The following is a 15417-nucleotide window of genomic DNA, read 5'->3' as shown; positions in this document are numbered from 1 at the left end:
ACGGACTGTGGCCAAGCTCCAACATGGCGACGGCACGCCGTCGCCGTGCTTCCAATTCTTCTTTCGTTCCGACTGGACGTGTCACAATGTTCAAACTAGGCGTCGAGTGAAGATAGCTCTTTGCTCGGTGAAAAGCTCAAGTGCCGGCGACGATTCCAACCGTGGGGTAACTGAGTGGCAACTCACCGTCCTCTCCGCGAACTAAACGATGTCACGATCAGTACACCCCACGACGAGTAGTGGCGACACCGCTCCAGAGGTCGAACGCGCTCGACAGGCGGAGTACGTCGCCTTCCTCCACCGTGCACCGTTCGCCGTCGACGCTGCGAACATGGGGTTTCTCACTGGCTATCGTGGGGACTGTTCCTACCAGCAAGGCCAGTACCTCGATCTCGAGCTCTCGGTGGGGATGCTCGATAACGACTTTCGCAATCCCGACCTCGAGCGCTATATCGAGCGCTTTCGTGAGTGTGAACCCACCGTCGGAGTGATCGGTGATGCATATTCCACTGAAGAGGCCAACGAATACGTCCATGCAGTCCGAACGCTCCAAGAGGAGTATCCCGACACGGAGATCATCATCGCCCCCAAGTGTCGAGAGGCACTCGACGTCATCCCCGACGAGATCACGCTGGGATATTCCTGTGGGGCCGCAGACCTCCTCGCTCACGAGTTCTCCGATCCCGCTGACTGGCGCGGGCGGCGCGTCCACCTCCTCGGCGGCAGTCCACACAAACAACTCGACGCGATCGAGCAGCTCACCCGGCCAACGCTCACCGGGGATCCGCCCGCACAGATCGTCGGTGTTGATTGGAACGGCCTACATCGCGGGGCACAGTTCGGCGAGTTCTGGACCGCTGACGGCTGGGACGACAGCGGTCGTGACGCCGATCACGTCACCGTTCGGAAGCTCGTGCGTCACAGCCTTGGTTGGATCAAAGCCTTCTGGCAAGCACAGGGCATCTGGCCCGAGACGGGACCGTACGGCGACAGCGAGCCTCTTGAGTACGAGGGGCCGACGCCGAGCGACCTTTCGAGTGCAGCCTGTGAAGCCTGTGAGGCGAACGTGTGGACAACCGATCGTGGCCCAGTCGTTGCCGAGTACGATACGGGCGAGGTTTGTGGCTACTGCTCGCACGAGTGCTATTTTAGCCACCGGACGCAGAACCAGCTCGAAGAGGTCCACGACGAACGCAGCGTCTTCATCCCGCAGTGAGCTGGTTTTCACTTGAATAGGCTATTGCATCTTCGAGATTGACTGCTGTGCGAGAGACCGAGACAGATGAGGTCGGAGCTGTCTCTCAAGATGGAGCCCACACAACAAAAATACGCTATTTCTCCTGGTCAAAACAGGAAGATTCCTTAGAACGGCCCGTCAGTGATACTCATACCGCAGATTCTGCGTCTCGGAAGAGACACGTCGCTCAGAAGGGGCTTCCTCGCACCGACGACTTGTCAGATAATGCGCGCAGGTGACAGAATCAATGACGGTTTCCCCCGACGTTTGGCAGTCAGCGCCACCGCGACGAGTGAGACCACCGAGAGGAGCATGTGCGTTCGCACGTTCTTCTCCTTGCGTGCGCGGGGACGTTCCAACCCGGTGAACGTTTTCAGCCGGCTGATGACCCGCTCGACACCCGCCCGCAGGTGGCGATTCATCCGCTCTTTGATCGCGTGGATGATATAATTGTGTTCGTCGTTACCGGTTTCAACACCGTAGTCCGACAACAGCGTCTGCGGCAGCAGGTCCAGCGCGTCGTGGACGGTCTCGATCTCATCGCCGTGCTCTTCGAACAGGGTTTTGATCTCGTCTTTGAGCGCCTTCAGCGGGCTGGAGCGTCGCGGATTGATCGCCGTCATGAGCGGCGCTTCCAGCATCTCCTGGCACTGCTCGCGGTTCGCAGTACTGTCGAAACCTGCGTCGGCGAATACCGCTTCAAGATCGGTGGTGTCATAGAGGTCGTCGTACTTTTCGATCAGCGGGACGAACATCCGCTGGTCGTTACGCTTGCCGGTCGCCAGGAGGGCCGCCACAGGGAGTTCGATTGCCGCATCAATCACGAGATACACCTTGTAGCCGTAGAACTGACCATCGTGGACGCCCCAACTCGCCCCCTCGACATCACCGTTTTCGATCTCCCGGCGGGTGTTCGCCCGCGCATGCATGTGTGTTGCATCGACTACAGCATACCTGCCAGCCCGGTACTCTTCCTCGCACAATTCAGTCGTCATCGCTCGGAGACAGCCTTCCAGTTCGGTTGAAGGAACCGCGTCGAACGATCGCCAGATTGAGGTCCCATCAGGAACATCGGACGGCTCGTCATAGCCGAGGACGTCCTTGAGTCGGCGACTGTGACGCACGCGCGTCTCGGTCGTCTCGAACGAGTCGTCGTGGAGTTGGCGGAGGATGAGGGCTGCCGCTCGATCGGATTCGATAGAGTCGATGTGTTCAGCCGCGATAGTCGTGAACTCGGTGAGAATCTCCTCGATGAAGAGGTGACGATCCGCCGGACGAGCTCCCGACGGATCGAGTTCGATTGATGTGTTCGTGCGGCGTTCGGTGAGCTGCCGGTGGCGTTTGTGCGCCCACGTGTGGGTGTAGAGGGCAGTATCGCCGAGTTCGACGGTGGCGATGTCGTCGTCAGTCATTTGAGCGAGTGCTCGGTAGCACGGTCGCCCGAGGAGTTCGATAGCTTCTGCGGCGGTAAGCCCGGAAGGACGGTTGAATGCGAGATATTTGAGCGTCTGCTTGGTGGTCCCTTGCCGGTGAAAGACGACTTCGTCGCCAGTCCCCGTGGGTCGCCAGAAGCCGTCGGTATCCGCCCGGTGGCCGACGGTGTATTTACTGGCGACATACTGGTTGTTGTGATTGAGCGATGAGTAGAACTCGCCCTTAGTGGCGGTCATCTTCCGGAGGTACCAGTCGGGAACGTCTGTTTCGTCTCGAATTGCGGACTTCGTGCTGAACCCACGATTGGCGCGGAGAAACGTACGGACTGCGTCGGCGTAGTGATCCGTTTTCAGCATAATTCGAGGCTAATCCTCCATTCTGGACACATTCTGATGGGAACGCGTACGGGGCTCATTGTCCCCAGCCGCTAACAAGCGCTCAGCGATGTATCGAGCATCTCTCCCGACACCGCGGACGAGCGCCGAGACAGGCGTGTATTGGAACGGTAGCCCAACAAAGTATAGCCCAGGTTCTCCTTCGACTACACCTCGGTTGTGGACCGGATAGCCGTCCTCGTCGAGGCTCAATCCCGGCAGTTCGATCCAGCTGTAGTCCGGTCGGAACCCCGTCGCCCACACTATCCCGTCCACGTCAAGGACTCGTCTATCGTCGAGTCGCGGCGTGCCGTCTGTTACGCCCTCTACTCGGGGCACCCACTCGACACCAGCCCGGCGAATGTCCGTGGCCGAGACGCGAATTCGTGGGTCGCCACCGCCCTGAAAGCGTTCTTTCAGTGTCCGGCCAGCCCACGTGTCGGTCGTGAGGACGGTGCCGGTTAGCCACGAAAAGATCCAATTGACGACTCGATTCCCGAATATAGTGAGAGGGAGAGGGATATCACCAACATCTCGTCCAGAGAGGTAGGTGCGTCGGCTGGTAGAGGCTATTTCTACGACGATTTCACCCCCTGAATTCCCGGTTCCGACAACGAGGACATCACCATGGGAGAACTGGTCAGGATTTCGGTAGCTACTGGAGTGGAGCTGGGTGATCGCTGGATCGAGACTCTCAGCGAATTTAGGAATGTTTGGGTAATGGTACGGTCCAGTCGCCACCACGACGCGCTCTGCTTCAACGGGTTGTGAGTCGGTATCGAGCACGTAGCGATCATCGTTTTGGCAGATAGTGTTGACCGTGGTGTCGAGGCGGATTGGAAGGTCGAACCGTTCGGCATACGCTTCGAGGTAATCGGCCATCTCGTCCTTGGTCGGGAAGTGGTCATCCGGGGCAGGAAATGACATTCCCGGAAGGCGACTGTTCTTCGCCAGTGTAAAGAGTCGCAACGAATCCCAACGGGTGCGCCACGCGTCACCCACCCGCTCGCTGGCGTCCAGAATGATGAAGTCGTGGTCGTATTGCGCCAGGTAGTAGCCCAGCGCGAGCCCAGCCTGCCCGCCGCCGATCACGACCGTCTCGAAGTGGTGGTTGCTGTTACTCATCCTGTATCAGTACCCCGCCACCGATCGTCTCGCTCTGCCCATCTTCCTCCGACATATCGCCTTCTCTCTCCACGACGCCGACAGCAGTGAACCTGAATCTGTCCTCCAGCACCGATGGAGCGAACCCGCTCGACTCGAGCATGACCGCCACTGATTCCGACGTGAGGGGCTGGCTATGCAGCCCGACGATCCGGCCCAGGGCGAACATCGTGCATCCGAACCGGCCAGTTGGATCGAACTCCCGAATCACCACAACGCCTCCCGGTCGCAGAACGCGTGCTGTCTCGGTGATCGCCTGATTGGGAGCATCGACGTGGTGGAGAGAGTCGACGAAGAGGACGGCATCGGCAGAGTCATCGGCGAACGGGAGTCTCTCTGCGTACGCCCGAGTCGTCGCCAGGCCACGCTGCGCTGCGGCCCGAAGCATCCCCGGGGCAGGATCGACAACGATTCGGTCCGGAACGTCGGTGGCCTCCGCTCCGCGTCCCGGTCCACCACCGATATCAAGCAGCCGTTCGATCGGACGTTCGGCGAACGCGAGCCCCGACTCAATGACTGCTGGGGAGACACTGGGCCTGAGCCTGTCGTAGAGTGGACTGATAGCGTCAAACGTGTGTGCATCACCATGCATCCGACTCACCTCCCATCGACGGAGTGGCGTCAGGCACCACGTCGTATTCCCAGTCTGTCAACTCACGAGCTGCCCGGAGTGTCGGAATGATGGGATCAGAGGCATGGAGAGTGAGACTGGTCATCTTCATCATTGCACCTCCGAACCCGCCGCATTGTTGAGGTAGTAGACCGCGATCCCACCGAACACGATATCAAGCACAACGAGGACGGCGAGCGCTGGAATAAGCGTGTTCCAGATGCCCGAAAATTCCATCACATTGGGGACCGTCAGCACATCCTGGCCGAGCATCACTGCACGGACGGCATCAACACCGTAGGTAATGGGATTACCTGTCGCTACTACCTGTACCCATTTCGAGAGACTGCTGACCGGCACGAACGCGCTGGAGACGAACAACAAGGGAAACACGAGGAGTTGCACGGTGAGGGAGGTCGATTCCGCGTCCCGGATCACGAGTGCGACGATGTTCGAGAACGCCGTAAACCAAATCGCAAACACGATCCCAATGGCGATGATCCCAAGTGCCCCCGCCAAGCCTGTCTCGATATACGTACTAGGTGGGCCTCCGGTGTCAACCCAGAGCAGGACGTAGCCAAGCACGAGAATGATGACGATCTGGACGATAAGTAACATGATCTCGGAGAGGGCCTTCCCGAGAAACATCGCGGTACGGTTTACTGGCGCGACGAGCATCGTTTCGAACATCCCGTTCTCCATGTCGTCAACTAGCCCGACACCCGAGCTAGCTGCGCTGACGAGCGCCGTCTGGATGATGATCGCTGGGATGAGATACGTGATGTAATTGACGTTCATTCCGAGGGCTTGGCTGAGCGCACTCCCGGTGATCTGTCCGAACACCGCTGTGAACAGCACAAGGAAAATGATCGGAAATAGTAACGAAAGCAGCATCCTGAACGGGTTGCGGATGGACTTCAAGAGCCAACGCTTGAGAATGATCCACACATCACGGAGAAACCCATTCCCGGTAGTTTTCTCGCTGACGGGGGCCACTCCACCAGCGGTTCCGTTATCGATCGAGTTCATTGAACCACCTCTGCTTCGGTGGGGGGTTCCATCGGTTCTTCGCCCGTTGTCTCCTTGTTGCCCGCCGGTTCGCCAGTGAGTGCGAGGAACACGTCGTCTAGCGTCGGTGACCGGACGTCAAATCCCGTCATGGTGAATCCCTCGTCACGAAGCGCAACTAGTAGATCAGTGCCAGCCCGCCGCGCGTGCTCGGACACGACACTGATGCCCTCATCAGTCGTCTCTATCGTTCCCTCCGCGAACAGCTCCGATTCACGGGTGATTCGCTGTGCGCGCGTTCTCCTGTCTTCGGTCGGGTCTTCGAGCGCGATCTCCAACACATCGCCGCCGACCTTCGATTTGAGATCATCCGGCGAGTCCGTGGCGACGATTTCGCCCTCCTGAATCACCGAGAGGCGATCACACAGTTGGTCTGCTTCTTCTAAGTACTGGGTCGTGAGGAAGATCGTCGTTCCCTGTTCGTTGATCTCTTGGAAGTACTTCCAGAGGCGGATTCGAGCTCGAGGATCGAGACCCGTCGTAGGTTCGTCGAGGAAGACGATAGGCGGCTCGTGGACGAGTACGGTCGCCACGTTCAGGCGTTTTTTCATCCCCCCTGAGAACTCCTTCGGGGCCTTGTTTGCAACATCGGCGAGGTCAACCAGATCGAGCAGGTCGTGGATCCGCTCGGTCCGCTCGGCCTTCGGAACACCATAGGTCTCGCAGGCAAACTTGATGTTTTCGCGTGCGGTGAGGTCGGGATCGACACTCGTCTCTTGAGCCATATAGCCGATGGACTCGCGGACCGCCTGCGGGTCGGTCTTGATGTCGTAGCCGTTCACTGTGATCTGACCCCTTGTCGGACGCAACAGCGACACGAGTGTCTTGATGGTCGTGGTTTTACCAGCGCCGTTCGGGCCAAGAAAGCCGAAGGATTCACCCACCGGAACGTGCAGGTTGATGTCTCTGACGGCTTCGGTTCCATCGGCGTAGGTCAGTTCGACGCCGTTTGCGACGATGGCGTCAGTCACGCGACGACCCCCTGCCTGATGTCGGGCGGTACCGATACGATCTCTTCGAGAGAGACGTTGGTTAGTTCGTGCATCTGATCTCACGGTCTAAGTGAGACGGGGAAAGCGAATCAGCACTTCCCCACATATTTTGGGGGTTAATATAGATCGGCATAGAAGAAATGTTCAATGAGGTGGGCTTGTGCGCGGTGCAGCCGTTCGGCAAGCGCAGAGCGGGAGATATCAAGTTCTGCCTCAATATCATCTAACGATGCCTGCTGGGGGACGGCGAAATAGCCGACTTCGTAGGCAGTGAGCAGCGCCTCGCGCTGCTTGTCAGACACGCCGATCAACTCGGCATCGGTACTGGTCGACTCATACAACCGATCGATCTGGACCGAGATACCCATGTCGCGGTGGAAGTAACGCCACGTGGCGAACTCGTCATGATTGGCAAACTGTTGTTTGACGTACAATCCATCGGCACGAATCGTCACGCTCTCAGGGAATCGCTTCCTGACTAACAACTCATCGAATAATGGAGGGCGACGGATTGTCAAGATGAGTTGATAGAGCCGCATCGATTCGACCTCACTGATGAGGAAATAGTCTTCGACGAACGGAGAGTCCTCGAGCCCGGAACGTAGTCCGTCAAATGAAGGCGCTGTGGCTCGGATAAACAACACAAGTGGTCCCGAGTGGGACTGTTCCATGCTTTCGAGTTCTAGCGTCAGGTCAGGTACAGCGTCCACAACGTTACCGAATGGTAGGTCCGGCGCGCGAAGCTGACATTCGACGATGAGACTCATGTAGGTTGCTGACGGCGAGCGAGGGTAAGCGTATCGTGACTGTTGAGGGCGATACCTCCATCGAGGACGATTCTCTGCCGACTCAATCTTGCAGTCTGCAACGGTCTATTGAAAACTGGTGTGCTCCCCCCGGTGGTGTTGATTGGCCCCCTGGGAGGGGTGGAGGGTTTTCAGAAATGACTGAGAGCACTGAGTCACCAGTCTCGTTCGGTGAGACGGAGACGCGAAGCGACGAGATGGACAGCACGATCGAACAATGGGTCGAAGACCTTACCACCGACGTCGACGAGGCAGCAGCCAACGCGGAGTTCCAGGAGTGGCTTGACGTCCAGAGTCGCTTCCACGACTACTCCCATCGCAATACCCTACTCATCAAACTCCAGTGTCCCGAGGCGAGTCGGGTTGCTGGGTACAACACGTGGCGCAACGAGTTCGATCGGCACGTCCAAGAAGGCGAGAGCGCGATCTGGATCTGGGCGCCGATCATCACCAAACAGTGTCCTGAGTGCGAGAACTCACCGAACTATCATGAGAACAGCGACTGTGAGTACGACGAGACGCCACCCGAAGAGTGGTCGAAAGGCCTCGTCGGATTCAAACCCGCTTCCGTCTTCGATATCTCCCAAACCGATGGAGAACCCCTACCCGATCTCGAGACCGAGGCAACTGGGGACGCGAGCGATCTGGTCCCGGCTCTCCTCGAGAGTGCAGACTCGTTGGGAGTCGAGCCTCGAATCGTCCCTCCCGAAGAGTGGAGCTACGGGGAAGCGAAGGGCGTCTGTAAACGCCGGAGCGTGATGACGATGCGCCCCAGGGTCGAAGTAAAAGACCGAGAGAATCGGGCCGACCTCGCGAGTACGCTCATCCACGAATATGCCCACACACTCCTCCACTTCGAGGTCGAGGACGACACCGAGCGCTCGAAACGTGAACTGGAAGCTGAAGCCATCGCGTACGTCGTTGGACGGTACTTCGGGTTAGATATGACGGGTCGGCGTTCTACCTCACCGCGTGGAACGGTAATGATCCCGAAGCAGTCTCTGACCGCCTTCGCCGGATTAGCAACACGGCTAAAGAGCTGATTGAAACACTCGAACAGAAACCCAAAATGGCGGCCAGAACGTCCCGCACCTCCAGGTCGTGAAATCCACCCTACCCGACTCCTCAACGATCAATCCAACTACCTGATAGCGCGGAGTTCCCTCCCTACTCGCGCCTTCGCCACTCGTTGAGGAAGGAGTCGATGACTACTCCGTACCCTTTAGTATCATCTGACAGATGACTAAGCCATGCACGCTGACGAGATCGATCCGCAGGCGAAGGCCGCAGTCGAGCGTCAGGATCGATTCCCACTCCCGCACAATCGATACGGAATCAAGTTCCTCCGTCTCCTTTCACATCCGGTGACGTGGCTCCAGAACCGAAATCCGCCACCAGTAGGGGGAACTCGTGACCGAACCATTCCCGGTCCCTCAGGTGAGCTTGACGTCCGTCTGTATCTTCCTGATCGCAACGAGCCCGTCGGCACAGTCGTCTTCTTCCATGGCGGTGGGTTCGTTGTGGGGAGTCTCGAGACACACGATTGGCTCTGTCGGCATCTCACACGGGAAAGCGGCTGTGCCGTTCTGTCAGTCGCATACCGACTCGCTCCCGAGCACCCGTTCCCGGCAGCAGTGGAGGACGCCTACGCTGCTGTCAACTGGGCAGCCGCGAATGCGGGGGCGATCAGTACAACCGGAAAGATCGCTGTCGCAGGTGACTCCGCGGGCGGAAACCTTGCCGCCGTAACGTCTCTTATGGCCGCCGAGCGTGACGGCCCCAAACTTGTCCATCAAGCACTTCTCTACCCGGCTATCGGGGTTAAGGAAGACCAATCCTCGGTCCAGGAGCACGCGGGTACCGTCCTCTCGGAGGCCGACCTGCGGTGGTTCCGAGATTGTTACTACGGCAGCGAGATTCACGAGCGAAACCCCTACGCTGATCCGACACACGCCTGTGACCTTTCGGAGGTCGCTCCCGCGACCGTCCTCACTGCGGGGTTCGATCCGCTTCGTGATGGGGGAACTGCGTACGCCGAACGTCTCGTCCGCGACGGCGTTCCCACGCGCTACGAGAACTACAAAGCAATGGTCCATGGCTTCCTCACCTTTCGCGACGTCGACCGAACCCACGATGCGATCGCGGACATTGCTAGCGATCTTGTGAGCGCGTTTGTCGAGAGCTGACTGCCGTTACAGGAGGCCCTCAGAAACCAAGCACTCGATGTGAGGAGTCGTTATCAAAATTAGATGAGCTCTTCTGAGATTCTCCATAGGATCGTAGTATTTGACTACAAGCGGTAATTTCAGTGTCCCGGTCTCGGTGGTGAGCATCTCGCCATCCGACAGGCTTATTGGTATTCATGACTGTTATTCACACGCACGGTTCGAAAGTTGCGTCGCATTCACCACACTACCGTGCATCCATACAGGCGGACCTAAGCCATCCGTCTGTTTTTAGTACTGGCTGCCTCTGTACTGAGTTCGTTAGAATCGGAGGGGCGCACTTGTACCGACCGAATTTCGTAGTGATTCGGCTCTCGATGTGACGTTCCGTAGTCACCAGTAGACTCAAGGTGATGGTTGCATGATGGTCGAATAGAAGATTTCAGTATGGAGATACCTGAAGAGTTGCTCTGCCTGTTTAGTGCCGAGGTTGAGGCCGATGACGAGACATATCGAATCGAGATTCCGGTTCGGGAGCTCACGGATGGTGATCTTCAAGCGGGCGAGGTCTCTCGCATCGCACTGCTTGCGTCTGGCTCCACGTCGCCGTCACAGGAGACCTCGAGAGAGGACTCGGAACGACGTGACCGCGGGCCCCCGATTGCAGTGGGTGGCCGTCCGACCGTCGACATCGGAGCCAGTCGTCGCTCCGGAACCCGCCAGGATGGATCTCGTTGATGTGCTCGGCCAGCCTGGAAACACCCTCGGTTGTCGACGTACAGTCGGGCGATGGGCACTCGTAGAGGTCATCTGTCATCCACAGCGCACCGGTCGTCGCGGCCCTCACTGGTGATGGACGCGTCGCTGCTCTGTCGTACGACGAATGAGCAGTCATGATAGCTGGCGTGTTAGTTGTAGGTGAGGGTGCCTAGCCCCGTCCTCAACGAGCGAGCGCAAGCGGGCGAGTAGAGTGGGGTAGTTCACGTTTCGTTATAGTATAAGAAGGCAAGGATGGCGAACAGCATCGCTTCAGCGATTTTTGAGGCTCGTGCTATCGGGTACTCTTGTAGGTGGGAGATGACGGATGCTACGGGATGAAGCCCGTGGTAGAGTGGTTCACGTCCTGGTAAAATCCCACCGTGACCAGTCAGATGCCATACGAAATACCCGACGAAATACGTCGCTATCAGTGCCATTCCGAGGGCATAAATTGGTTTACGCGAGAATCCCAATAATACAAGCTTGACACCGATTATGATCGCTAACCCTGATAGAACGAACGCTGCTGGACGTGGATCATACAGGATATGATCTAGGGGTTGATCCAAAGTTAAAATTAGCGCAAGCCGCGGAAACCCTCGCTTCGGGTGAAACAGATGAAGAGCGGCGACAAGATAAGCTAAGCCCGCAGCGATGTACCGAAATTGTTGGTCAGTTGGACGATACTTTGTAACGATGTGTCGTATTTCAGTCATGGACAACCTTATCTGATTTTGATTTAATTGTGTCAGTGCTCGACGGTGACAGCGCCTTTCATTCCGAGATCTCGATGTGGTTCGCAGTAATACCGGTACACCTGTTCGTGATTGAACGTATACTCATATATCTCCCCTTCTTCGCCGAGGAGTTCGCTTTCAAACTCATAGTCTTCGTCGTCTGTCTCCGGTTCATGGACGACGTTGTGCTGGCCGCCTTCGCCGGTCCATTCCCACACGACAGTGGTGAGGTGATTAACAAGGATTGCCGACGGATCAAACTGTACTCCTTGCTCGCCGGTGCCAACGCGTACAGTCACCTCATCTTCGCCACGCAGATCTACCGTCCCCTCGTAGTTGTCCACATCGTGGAACCAGCCATCGTAGTCCGGTTCATCCTCAACCATGTCTTCGTCATTGGATTCACCGTTACCGAGGCAGCCGGCGGCACCGACGACTACCGCGACTCCGATTGCACGAAGTACAGTTCGTCGATCGAATTTGGCTTGTTTCATCGTCATTGAGCCCGATTGCTTGATGCGGAAACGGCTAAGCGTTCGCCAATCCAATCGTCGCCATCACTACGTAATATGATATGGCCCTCTTTCCCCATTCCCATTTAACTCTCAAAACAAACGCTGAAACTATTAATAGATCAAAATCAGTACTCGGAGAAATCTTAACATCTATTACCAGGCATGGGCTATGGTCGGCTATGCGTGGTCTCGATGAAATCGACATCCAGATCCTCCGACTACTCAGCGAGGATGCCCGGCGATCATACAGCCAAATCGCCGAACAGGCAGACGTATCACAACCAACGGTCACCAATCGTGTCGAGCGGCTTCGTGAGCTGGGCGTCATCAAAGGGTTCACGCTCGATCTTGACCGATCCATCCTTCACGATGGTATATCGATATTGATCGACATCGATACATCCGCTGCGTCCGTAGAAGACGTCGCTCATGCGATTGAGCAGATAGATGAGGTACACACGGTCTACACGACAGCAGACTCCCACGTCATAGCACTGGCTGTCTGTCGTCCGAATCGCGTACACGAGCTTATCGCAGGTACGATCCCGGAGTCAGAGTACACCGATTATGAGATCAAATTGCTCACCAGCATTACCTCTGACCCATCAATTCACGAAACCGACTTCTCCGTCGAATGTGCTACTTGCGGGAATCAGGTTACTAAGGACGGAACCGCAGCCCGACTCAATGGAACGCTCTATCATTTCTGTTGCGAACGGTGTGAGGGTGACTTTCGAGAAAAGTTTGAAACCCTTCGTCAAAACGCTTGATTTTGAGCTCATCAATATATCTTAAGTCTGTTTAGAAATGTAAAGAGAAACCGCGTTAAACGCGTCCTCCTTCTATTCGAGAGAAGCCGGGATCCAATTCAAATGAATCACACTGTCGTTACTCGGTTCAAACACGCACTTATCGACGCTATCGTCTATTATGTTAACAACACTCCATTCTGGGCTACCCAGCCACTCTGGGGCGAGGAACGATGAGTACGCCCCTTACAACGGATCGTACAGGACTCATCCCACCGACCGGAAGCCGCAACTGGTGGCTCTTGTACGTGGGCGGCCCAGTCATGGTTGTTTTCAGTGCCATACTCCTGTTCCCGGAGCTGGTCTACGAGCGGTTCATCTGGCAGTACCTCTGGGGGCCAGTTGTCGCGGATGCAAACGGAGAGCCGGTAACACGCTACGGCATTCAAGTGACTGAAGGATACACACTTGTAAACACAATCGCCTACCTGGGTATCGTCCTGTATAGTCTGCCTGGACTCTGGGCGTTTCACGATGCCCTCTCGATCGATCTGACCACTCGACTCGCCTACAGTCTCGCTCCGATTATCGTCGCTGGCGGTGCGATGCGCGCCCTTGCCGATGCCTCGCTGCTTGGCTCGCTCGATGTGTGGTTCATCACGCCGAGTATTTACTTCGTCGTCGCAGGCATTGCACTCGCCAGCATCGCTGTTGGGACAGCACTACGTGATCGCGGCCTCTTGTCGATTCCTGCGACAGTGGGTATAGTTGGTGCTACGTGGGCGATGCTGGCGCTTGGATGGATTCTGCTCTACGGGCTCACTGCTGCGGAGACGTTTCGGCCGCTCGTCCCGGTGCTGACGCTGAGCATTGCGATTGTCGTGACTGGCGGCTTCTATCTTGCTGGCTCGGTAACTGGCTGGTCAGCGCTTCACCACCCGATGTATTTGCTCGTCATCTTCGGTCAGATGTGGGATGCTGCGCAAAATCTCGTCGGGGTTACTCTGTACGGTTACACGCCAAAGATGTTCCTCACGCAGCAGTTGTACCGCTGGACCGGGTTCGAAGGATCGACGTTCGCCGTGAAACTTCTCGTGGTGACCTTCGTCGTTTGGATACTTGTCGACGGTGAAAACGACCTCCCGCGAGAACAGTGGTGGTTGATTGCAATGGTTATCATCGTGGTCGGACTGCCGATGGGGGTCCGCGGCACGACGCGCATGATGCTCGGCGTATGACAGCACCTCAAAATGGCTCTTGGTACCAGATGAACGCTCTCAAGCGATTTGCAGCCTTCTTCTCTGAGTTCGATTCGCTGAACCCGCCGTATACAATTCGCATGAACGATTTCGCTTGTGAAAAACGGTTAGATCGGGTTAGAAACGCTAAAATCCGTTCTAGTGGCTCAGTTCACGCCCATGGACTCAAATCACGGGGTTTCCTAGGGAAGATGGAGGCTTGCATACACATGCGCAAATTGACAATCGGATTGGTCGTCCTGATCGCGGCTGCCGTGTTGACGGCAGGAGCAGTTGCTGCACAGGGCGTTGCCGGTGGAGCAGATGATGAGACATCGATGGACGAGCAGCAAGAAGAGCGTGAAGCGATGATGGGCGAGATGAATGACTGTCCCATGGCTGACGGCGGGATGATGGGGATGATGCACGGCGATGATATGGAGGAGTCTGAAGCGATGATGGGCGAGGAAATGATGGATGAAATGGATGAGAGAACGAGGGAAGAGTGCCAAGAGATGATGGGTGGTGGCGGTATGATGGGGATGATGAATGGTGGAATGATGGATGGCATGATGGGTGGCGGCATGGATAACATGATGAACGGAGACGGGTCGGGAATGGGGTGTCACTGATACGATGTCAGAGGCTGATTACGACACTGACATTCTCGTCTCGAAAGACTGGGTCGAAGACCATCTCGACGCGTTCCAGGCGAACGGACCCGCCTTTCGACTCTTCGAGATCGAGAGTCCGGAGTCGCCGGAAAACGGCTTCTCGTCGAAATACGACAAGGGCCGCGTCCCGGGTGCGATCAGTCTCAATCGAGCTGAGGGCCTCTCTGATCAAAACAAGGGCATCTGAACAAGATTCCGTTTCATCCCATAGAATATATTATGTATACACTGGATAAACAGAGAAGACGTACATCGGTCTCTCGGCGGTATTTTCTAACAGCAGGCAGTGCTGCATTGGTCGCCGGGAGTGCCGGGTGTCTCGAATCAGTGGCTGACAGGCCTGATGTCGAGAGTCAGGACGATAGTGCTGATGATGATCATACTCACACCCATGACGAGGACGTCAAAGGTCCTGTGTCGCACGCCGATGTTGCTATGCTCACCGACGAGGACGGCCATCACTTCGATCCTCACATTGTGTGGGTCGAGACAGGCGGGACTGTCACGTGGACGAACGAAAACGGCAGTCACACGACGACGGCCTACGACCCCGAGTTTGACCAGCCGCTTCGAATTCCGGAAACGGCTGACCCATGGGATAGCGGCATGATCAGCGAAGACGGCGTGACATTCAAATGGGAGTTCGAGGTTGACGGCGTGTACGATTACTACTGTATCCCCCATGACTACAGAGCGATGATTGGAACAGTCATCGTCGGTGATCCGGATCCACATAACCAACCTGGCCTCGCCGAACCCCAAGATGAACTCCCCGAAGAGGCCCGAGACCTATTCGAGAGACTCAATGAACAGGCCAACGAAGCACTTGATCATGACCACTGAATCTCAGAGTGAAGTACAGCTGATCTCGATGAAGAACGGTTATAGCGTTCCA

Annotated in this window: 14 protein-coding genes and 1 pseudogene; 8 read left to right on the top strand and 7 right to left on the bottom strand. The window is 56.6% G+C overall.

Annotated elements, in window-relative coordinates; all coding sequences use genetic code 11:
- Positions 1-208: 208 nt before the first annotated feature.
- Complete coding sequence (locus LCF40_RS21085; RefSeq protein WP_224830114.1) at positions 209-1216, top strand: DUF6610 family protein; 1008 nt, start codon at positions 209-211, stop codon at positions 1214-1216.
- 239 nt (positions 1217-1455) lie between these two features.
- Here the strand turns inward: LCF40_RS21085 and LCF40_RS21080 are convergent, their stop codons facing one another.
- The 6 genes from LCF40_RS21080 to LCF40_RS21055 all read right to left on the bottom strand — a co-directional run bounded on the left by LCF40_RS21080 (position 1456) and on the right by LCF40_RS21055 (position 7646).
- Complete coding sequence (locus tag LCF40_RS21080) at positions 1456-3027, bottom strand: transposase (protein ID WP_224830113.1); 1572 nt, start codon at positions 3025-3027, stop codon at positions 1456-1458.
- Positions 3028-3036: 9 nt separating this feature from the next.
- On the bottom strand, positions 3037-4170 hold the full coding sequence (locus LCF40_RS21075) for a flavin-containing monooxygenase (protein WP_224830112.1): 1134 nt from the start codon (positions 4168-4170) through the stop codon (positions 3037-3039).
- Positions 4163-4801 carry a class I SAM-dependent methyltransferase gene (locus tag LCF40_RS21070; protein WP_224830111.1) on the bottom strand — a complete coding sequence of 213 codons (639 nt, stop codon included), beginning with the start codon at positions 4799-4801 and terminating at the stop codon, positions 4163-4165. Before LCF40_RS21070 ends, LCF40_RS21075 begins: the two co-directional genes overlap by 8 nt.
- Before the next feature lie 129 nt (positions 4802-4930).
- Positions 4931-5848, bottom strand: coding sequence for an ABC transporter permease (locus LCF40_RS21065; protein ID WP_224830110.1), 918 nt, complete (start codon positions 5846-5848; stop codon positions 4931-4933).
- A complete protein-coding gene (locus LCF40_RS21060; protein WP_224830109.1) occupies positions 5845-6858 on the bottom strand; it encodes an ABC transporter ATP-binding protein in 1014 nt (337 codons plus the stop codon). The genes LCF40_RS21065 and LCF40_RS21060 overlap by 4 nt, the downstream gene beginning before the upstream one ends.
- Positions 6859-6995: 137 nt before the next feature.
- Entirely contained in the window at positions 6996-7646 is a 651-nt protein-coding gene (locus LCF40_RS21055; RefSeq protein ID WP_224830108.1) for a helix-turn-helix domain-containing protein, read from the bottom strand.
- Positions 7647-7822: 176 nt separating this feature from the next.
- Between LCF40_RS21055 and LCF40_RS21050 the strand changes: the two are divergent.
- Both LCF40_RS21050 and LCF40_RS21045 read left to right on the top strand, forming a co-directional pair.
- Positions 7823-8790, top strand: a pseudogene (locus tag LCF40_RS21050) (ArdC-like ssDNA-binding domain-containing protein).
- 145 nt (positions 8791-8935) lie between these two features.
- The gene (locus LCF40_RS21045) at positions 8936-9871 is read left to right on the top strand and encodes an alpha/beta hydrolase (protein WP_224830107.1); all 936 of its coding nucleotides are present in this window, start codon (positions 8936-8938) and stop codon (positions 9869-9871) included.
- Between the two features lie 1486 nt (positions 9872-11357).
- On the opposite strand, the gene LCF40_RS21040 is transcribed toward LCF40_RS21045, so the two are convergent.
- On the bottom strand, positions 11358-11846 hold the full coding sequence (locus LCF40_RS21040; protein ID WP_224830106.1) for a halocyanin domain-containing protein: 489 nt from the start codon (positions 11844-11846) through the stop codon (positions 11358-11360).
- A 194-nt stretch (positions 11847-12040) separates the two neighbouring features.
- On the opposite strand from LCF40_RS21040, the gene LCF40_RS21035 reads away from it, so the two are divergent.
- The 5 genes from LCF40_RS21035 to LCF40_RS21015 all read left to right on the top strand — a co-directional run bounded on the left by LCF40_RS21035 (position 12041) and on the right by LCF40_RS21015 (position 15365).
- Complete coding sequence (locus LCF40_RS21035) at positions 12041-12631, top strand: AsnC family transcriptional regulator (protein WP_224830105.1); 591 nt, start codon at positions 12041-12043, stop codon at positions 12629-12631.
- A gap of 212 nt (positions 12632-12843) precedes the next feature.
- Positions 12844-13848: a DUF63 family protein gene (locus tag LCF40_RS21030; protein ID WP_224830104.1), complete on the top strand. Its 1005-nt coding sequence runs from the start codon at positions 12844-12846 to the stop codon at positions 13846-13848.
- 29 nt (positions 13849-13877) lie between these two features.
- The gene (locus tag LCF40_RS21025) at positions 13878-14480 is read left to right on the top strand and encodes a hypothetical protein (protein WP_224830103.1); all 603 of its coding nucleotides are present in this window, start codon (positions 13878-13880) and stop codon (positions 14478-14480) included.
- A gap of 4 nt (positions 14481-14484) precedes the next feature.
- A complete protein-coding gene (locus LCF40_RS21020; RefSeq protein ID WP_224830102.1) occupies positions 14485-14709 on the top strand; it encodes a rhodanese-like domain-containing protein in 225 nt (74 codons plus the stop codon).
- A 32-nt stretch (positions 14710-14741) separates the two neighbouring features.
- Positions 14742-15365 (top strand): cupredoxin domain-containing protein, encoded by a 624-nt coding sequence (locus LCF40_RS21015; protein WP_224830101.1) that lies wholly within the window; start codon positions 14742-14744, stop codon positions 15363-15365.
- Positions 15366-15417: the final 52 nt, after the last annotated feature.

This window comes from Saliphagus infecundisoli, from assembly GCF_020177375.1.
Classification (GTDB): Archaea; Halobacteriota; Halobacteria; order Halobacteriales; family Natrialbaceae; genus Saliphagus; species Saliphagus infecundisoli.
Note: the sequence above shows the minus strand (reverse complement) of the source record. Positions and strands in the feature narration are given on the sequence as shown.

Coding starts and splice junctions, on each gene's coding strand:
- LCF40_RS21055 (WP_224830108.1), bottom strand. CDS start 7,646: ATGAGTCTCATCGTCGAATGTCAGCTTCGCGCGCCGGACCTACCATTC.
- LCF40_RS21065 (WP_224830110.1), bottom strand. CDS start 5,848: ATGAACTCGATCGATAACGGAACCGCTGGTGGAGTGGCCCCCGTCAGC.
- LCF40_RS21045 (WP_224830107.1), top strand. CDS start 8,936: ATGCACGCTGACGAGATCGATCCGCAGGCGAAGGCCGCAGTCGAGCGT.
- LCF40_RS21020 (WP_224830102.1), top strand. CDS start 14,485: ATGTCAGAGGCTGATTACGACACTGACATTCTCGTCTCGAAAGACTGG.
- LCF40_RS21075 (WP_224830112.1), bottom strand. CDS start 4,170: ATGAGTAACAGCAACCACCACTTCGAGACGGTCGTGATCGGCGGCGGG.
- LCF40_RS21070 (WP_224830111.1), bottom strand. CDS start 4,801: ATGCATGGTGATGCACACACGTTTGACGCTATCAGTCCACTCTACGAC.
- LCF40_RS21015 (WP_224830101.1), top strand. CDS start 14,742: ATGTATACACTGGATAAACAGAGAAGACGTACATCGGTCTCTCGGCGG.
- LCF40_RS21025 (WP_224830103.1), top strand. CDS start 13,878: ATGAACGCTCTCAAGCGATTTGCAGCCTTCTTCTCTGAGTTCGATTCG.
- LCF40_RS21080 (WP_224830113.1), bottom strand. CDS start 3,027: ATGCTGAAAACGGATCACTACGCCGACGCAGTCCGTACGTTTCTCCGC.
- LCF40_RS21035 (WP_224830105.1), top strand. CDS start 12,041: ATGCGTGGTCTCGATGAAATCGACATCCAGATCCTCCGACTACTCAGC.
- LCF40_RS21085 (WP_224830114.1), top strand. CDS start 209: ATGTCACGATCAGTACACCCCACGACGAGTAGTGGCGACACCGCTCCA.
- LCF40_RS21030 (WP_224830104.1), top strand. CDS start 12,844: ATGAGTACGCCCCTTACAACGGATCGTACAGGACTCATCCCACCGACC.
- LCF40_RS21040 (WP_224830106.1), bottom strand. CDS start 11,846: ATGACGATGAAACAAGCCAAATTCGATCGACGAACTGTACTTCGTGCA.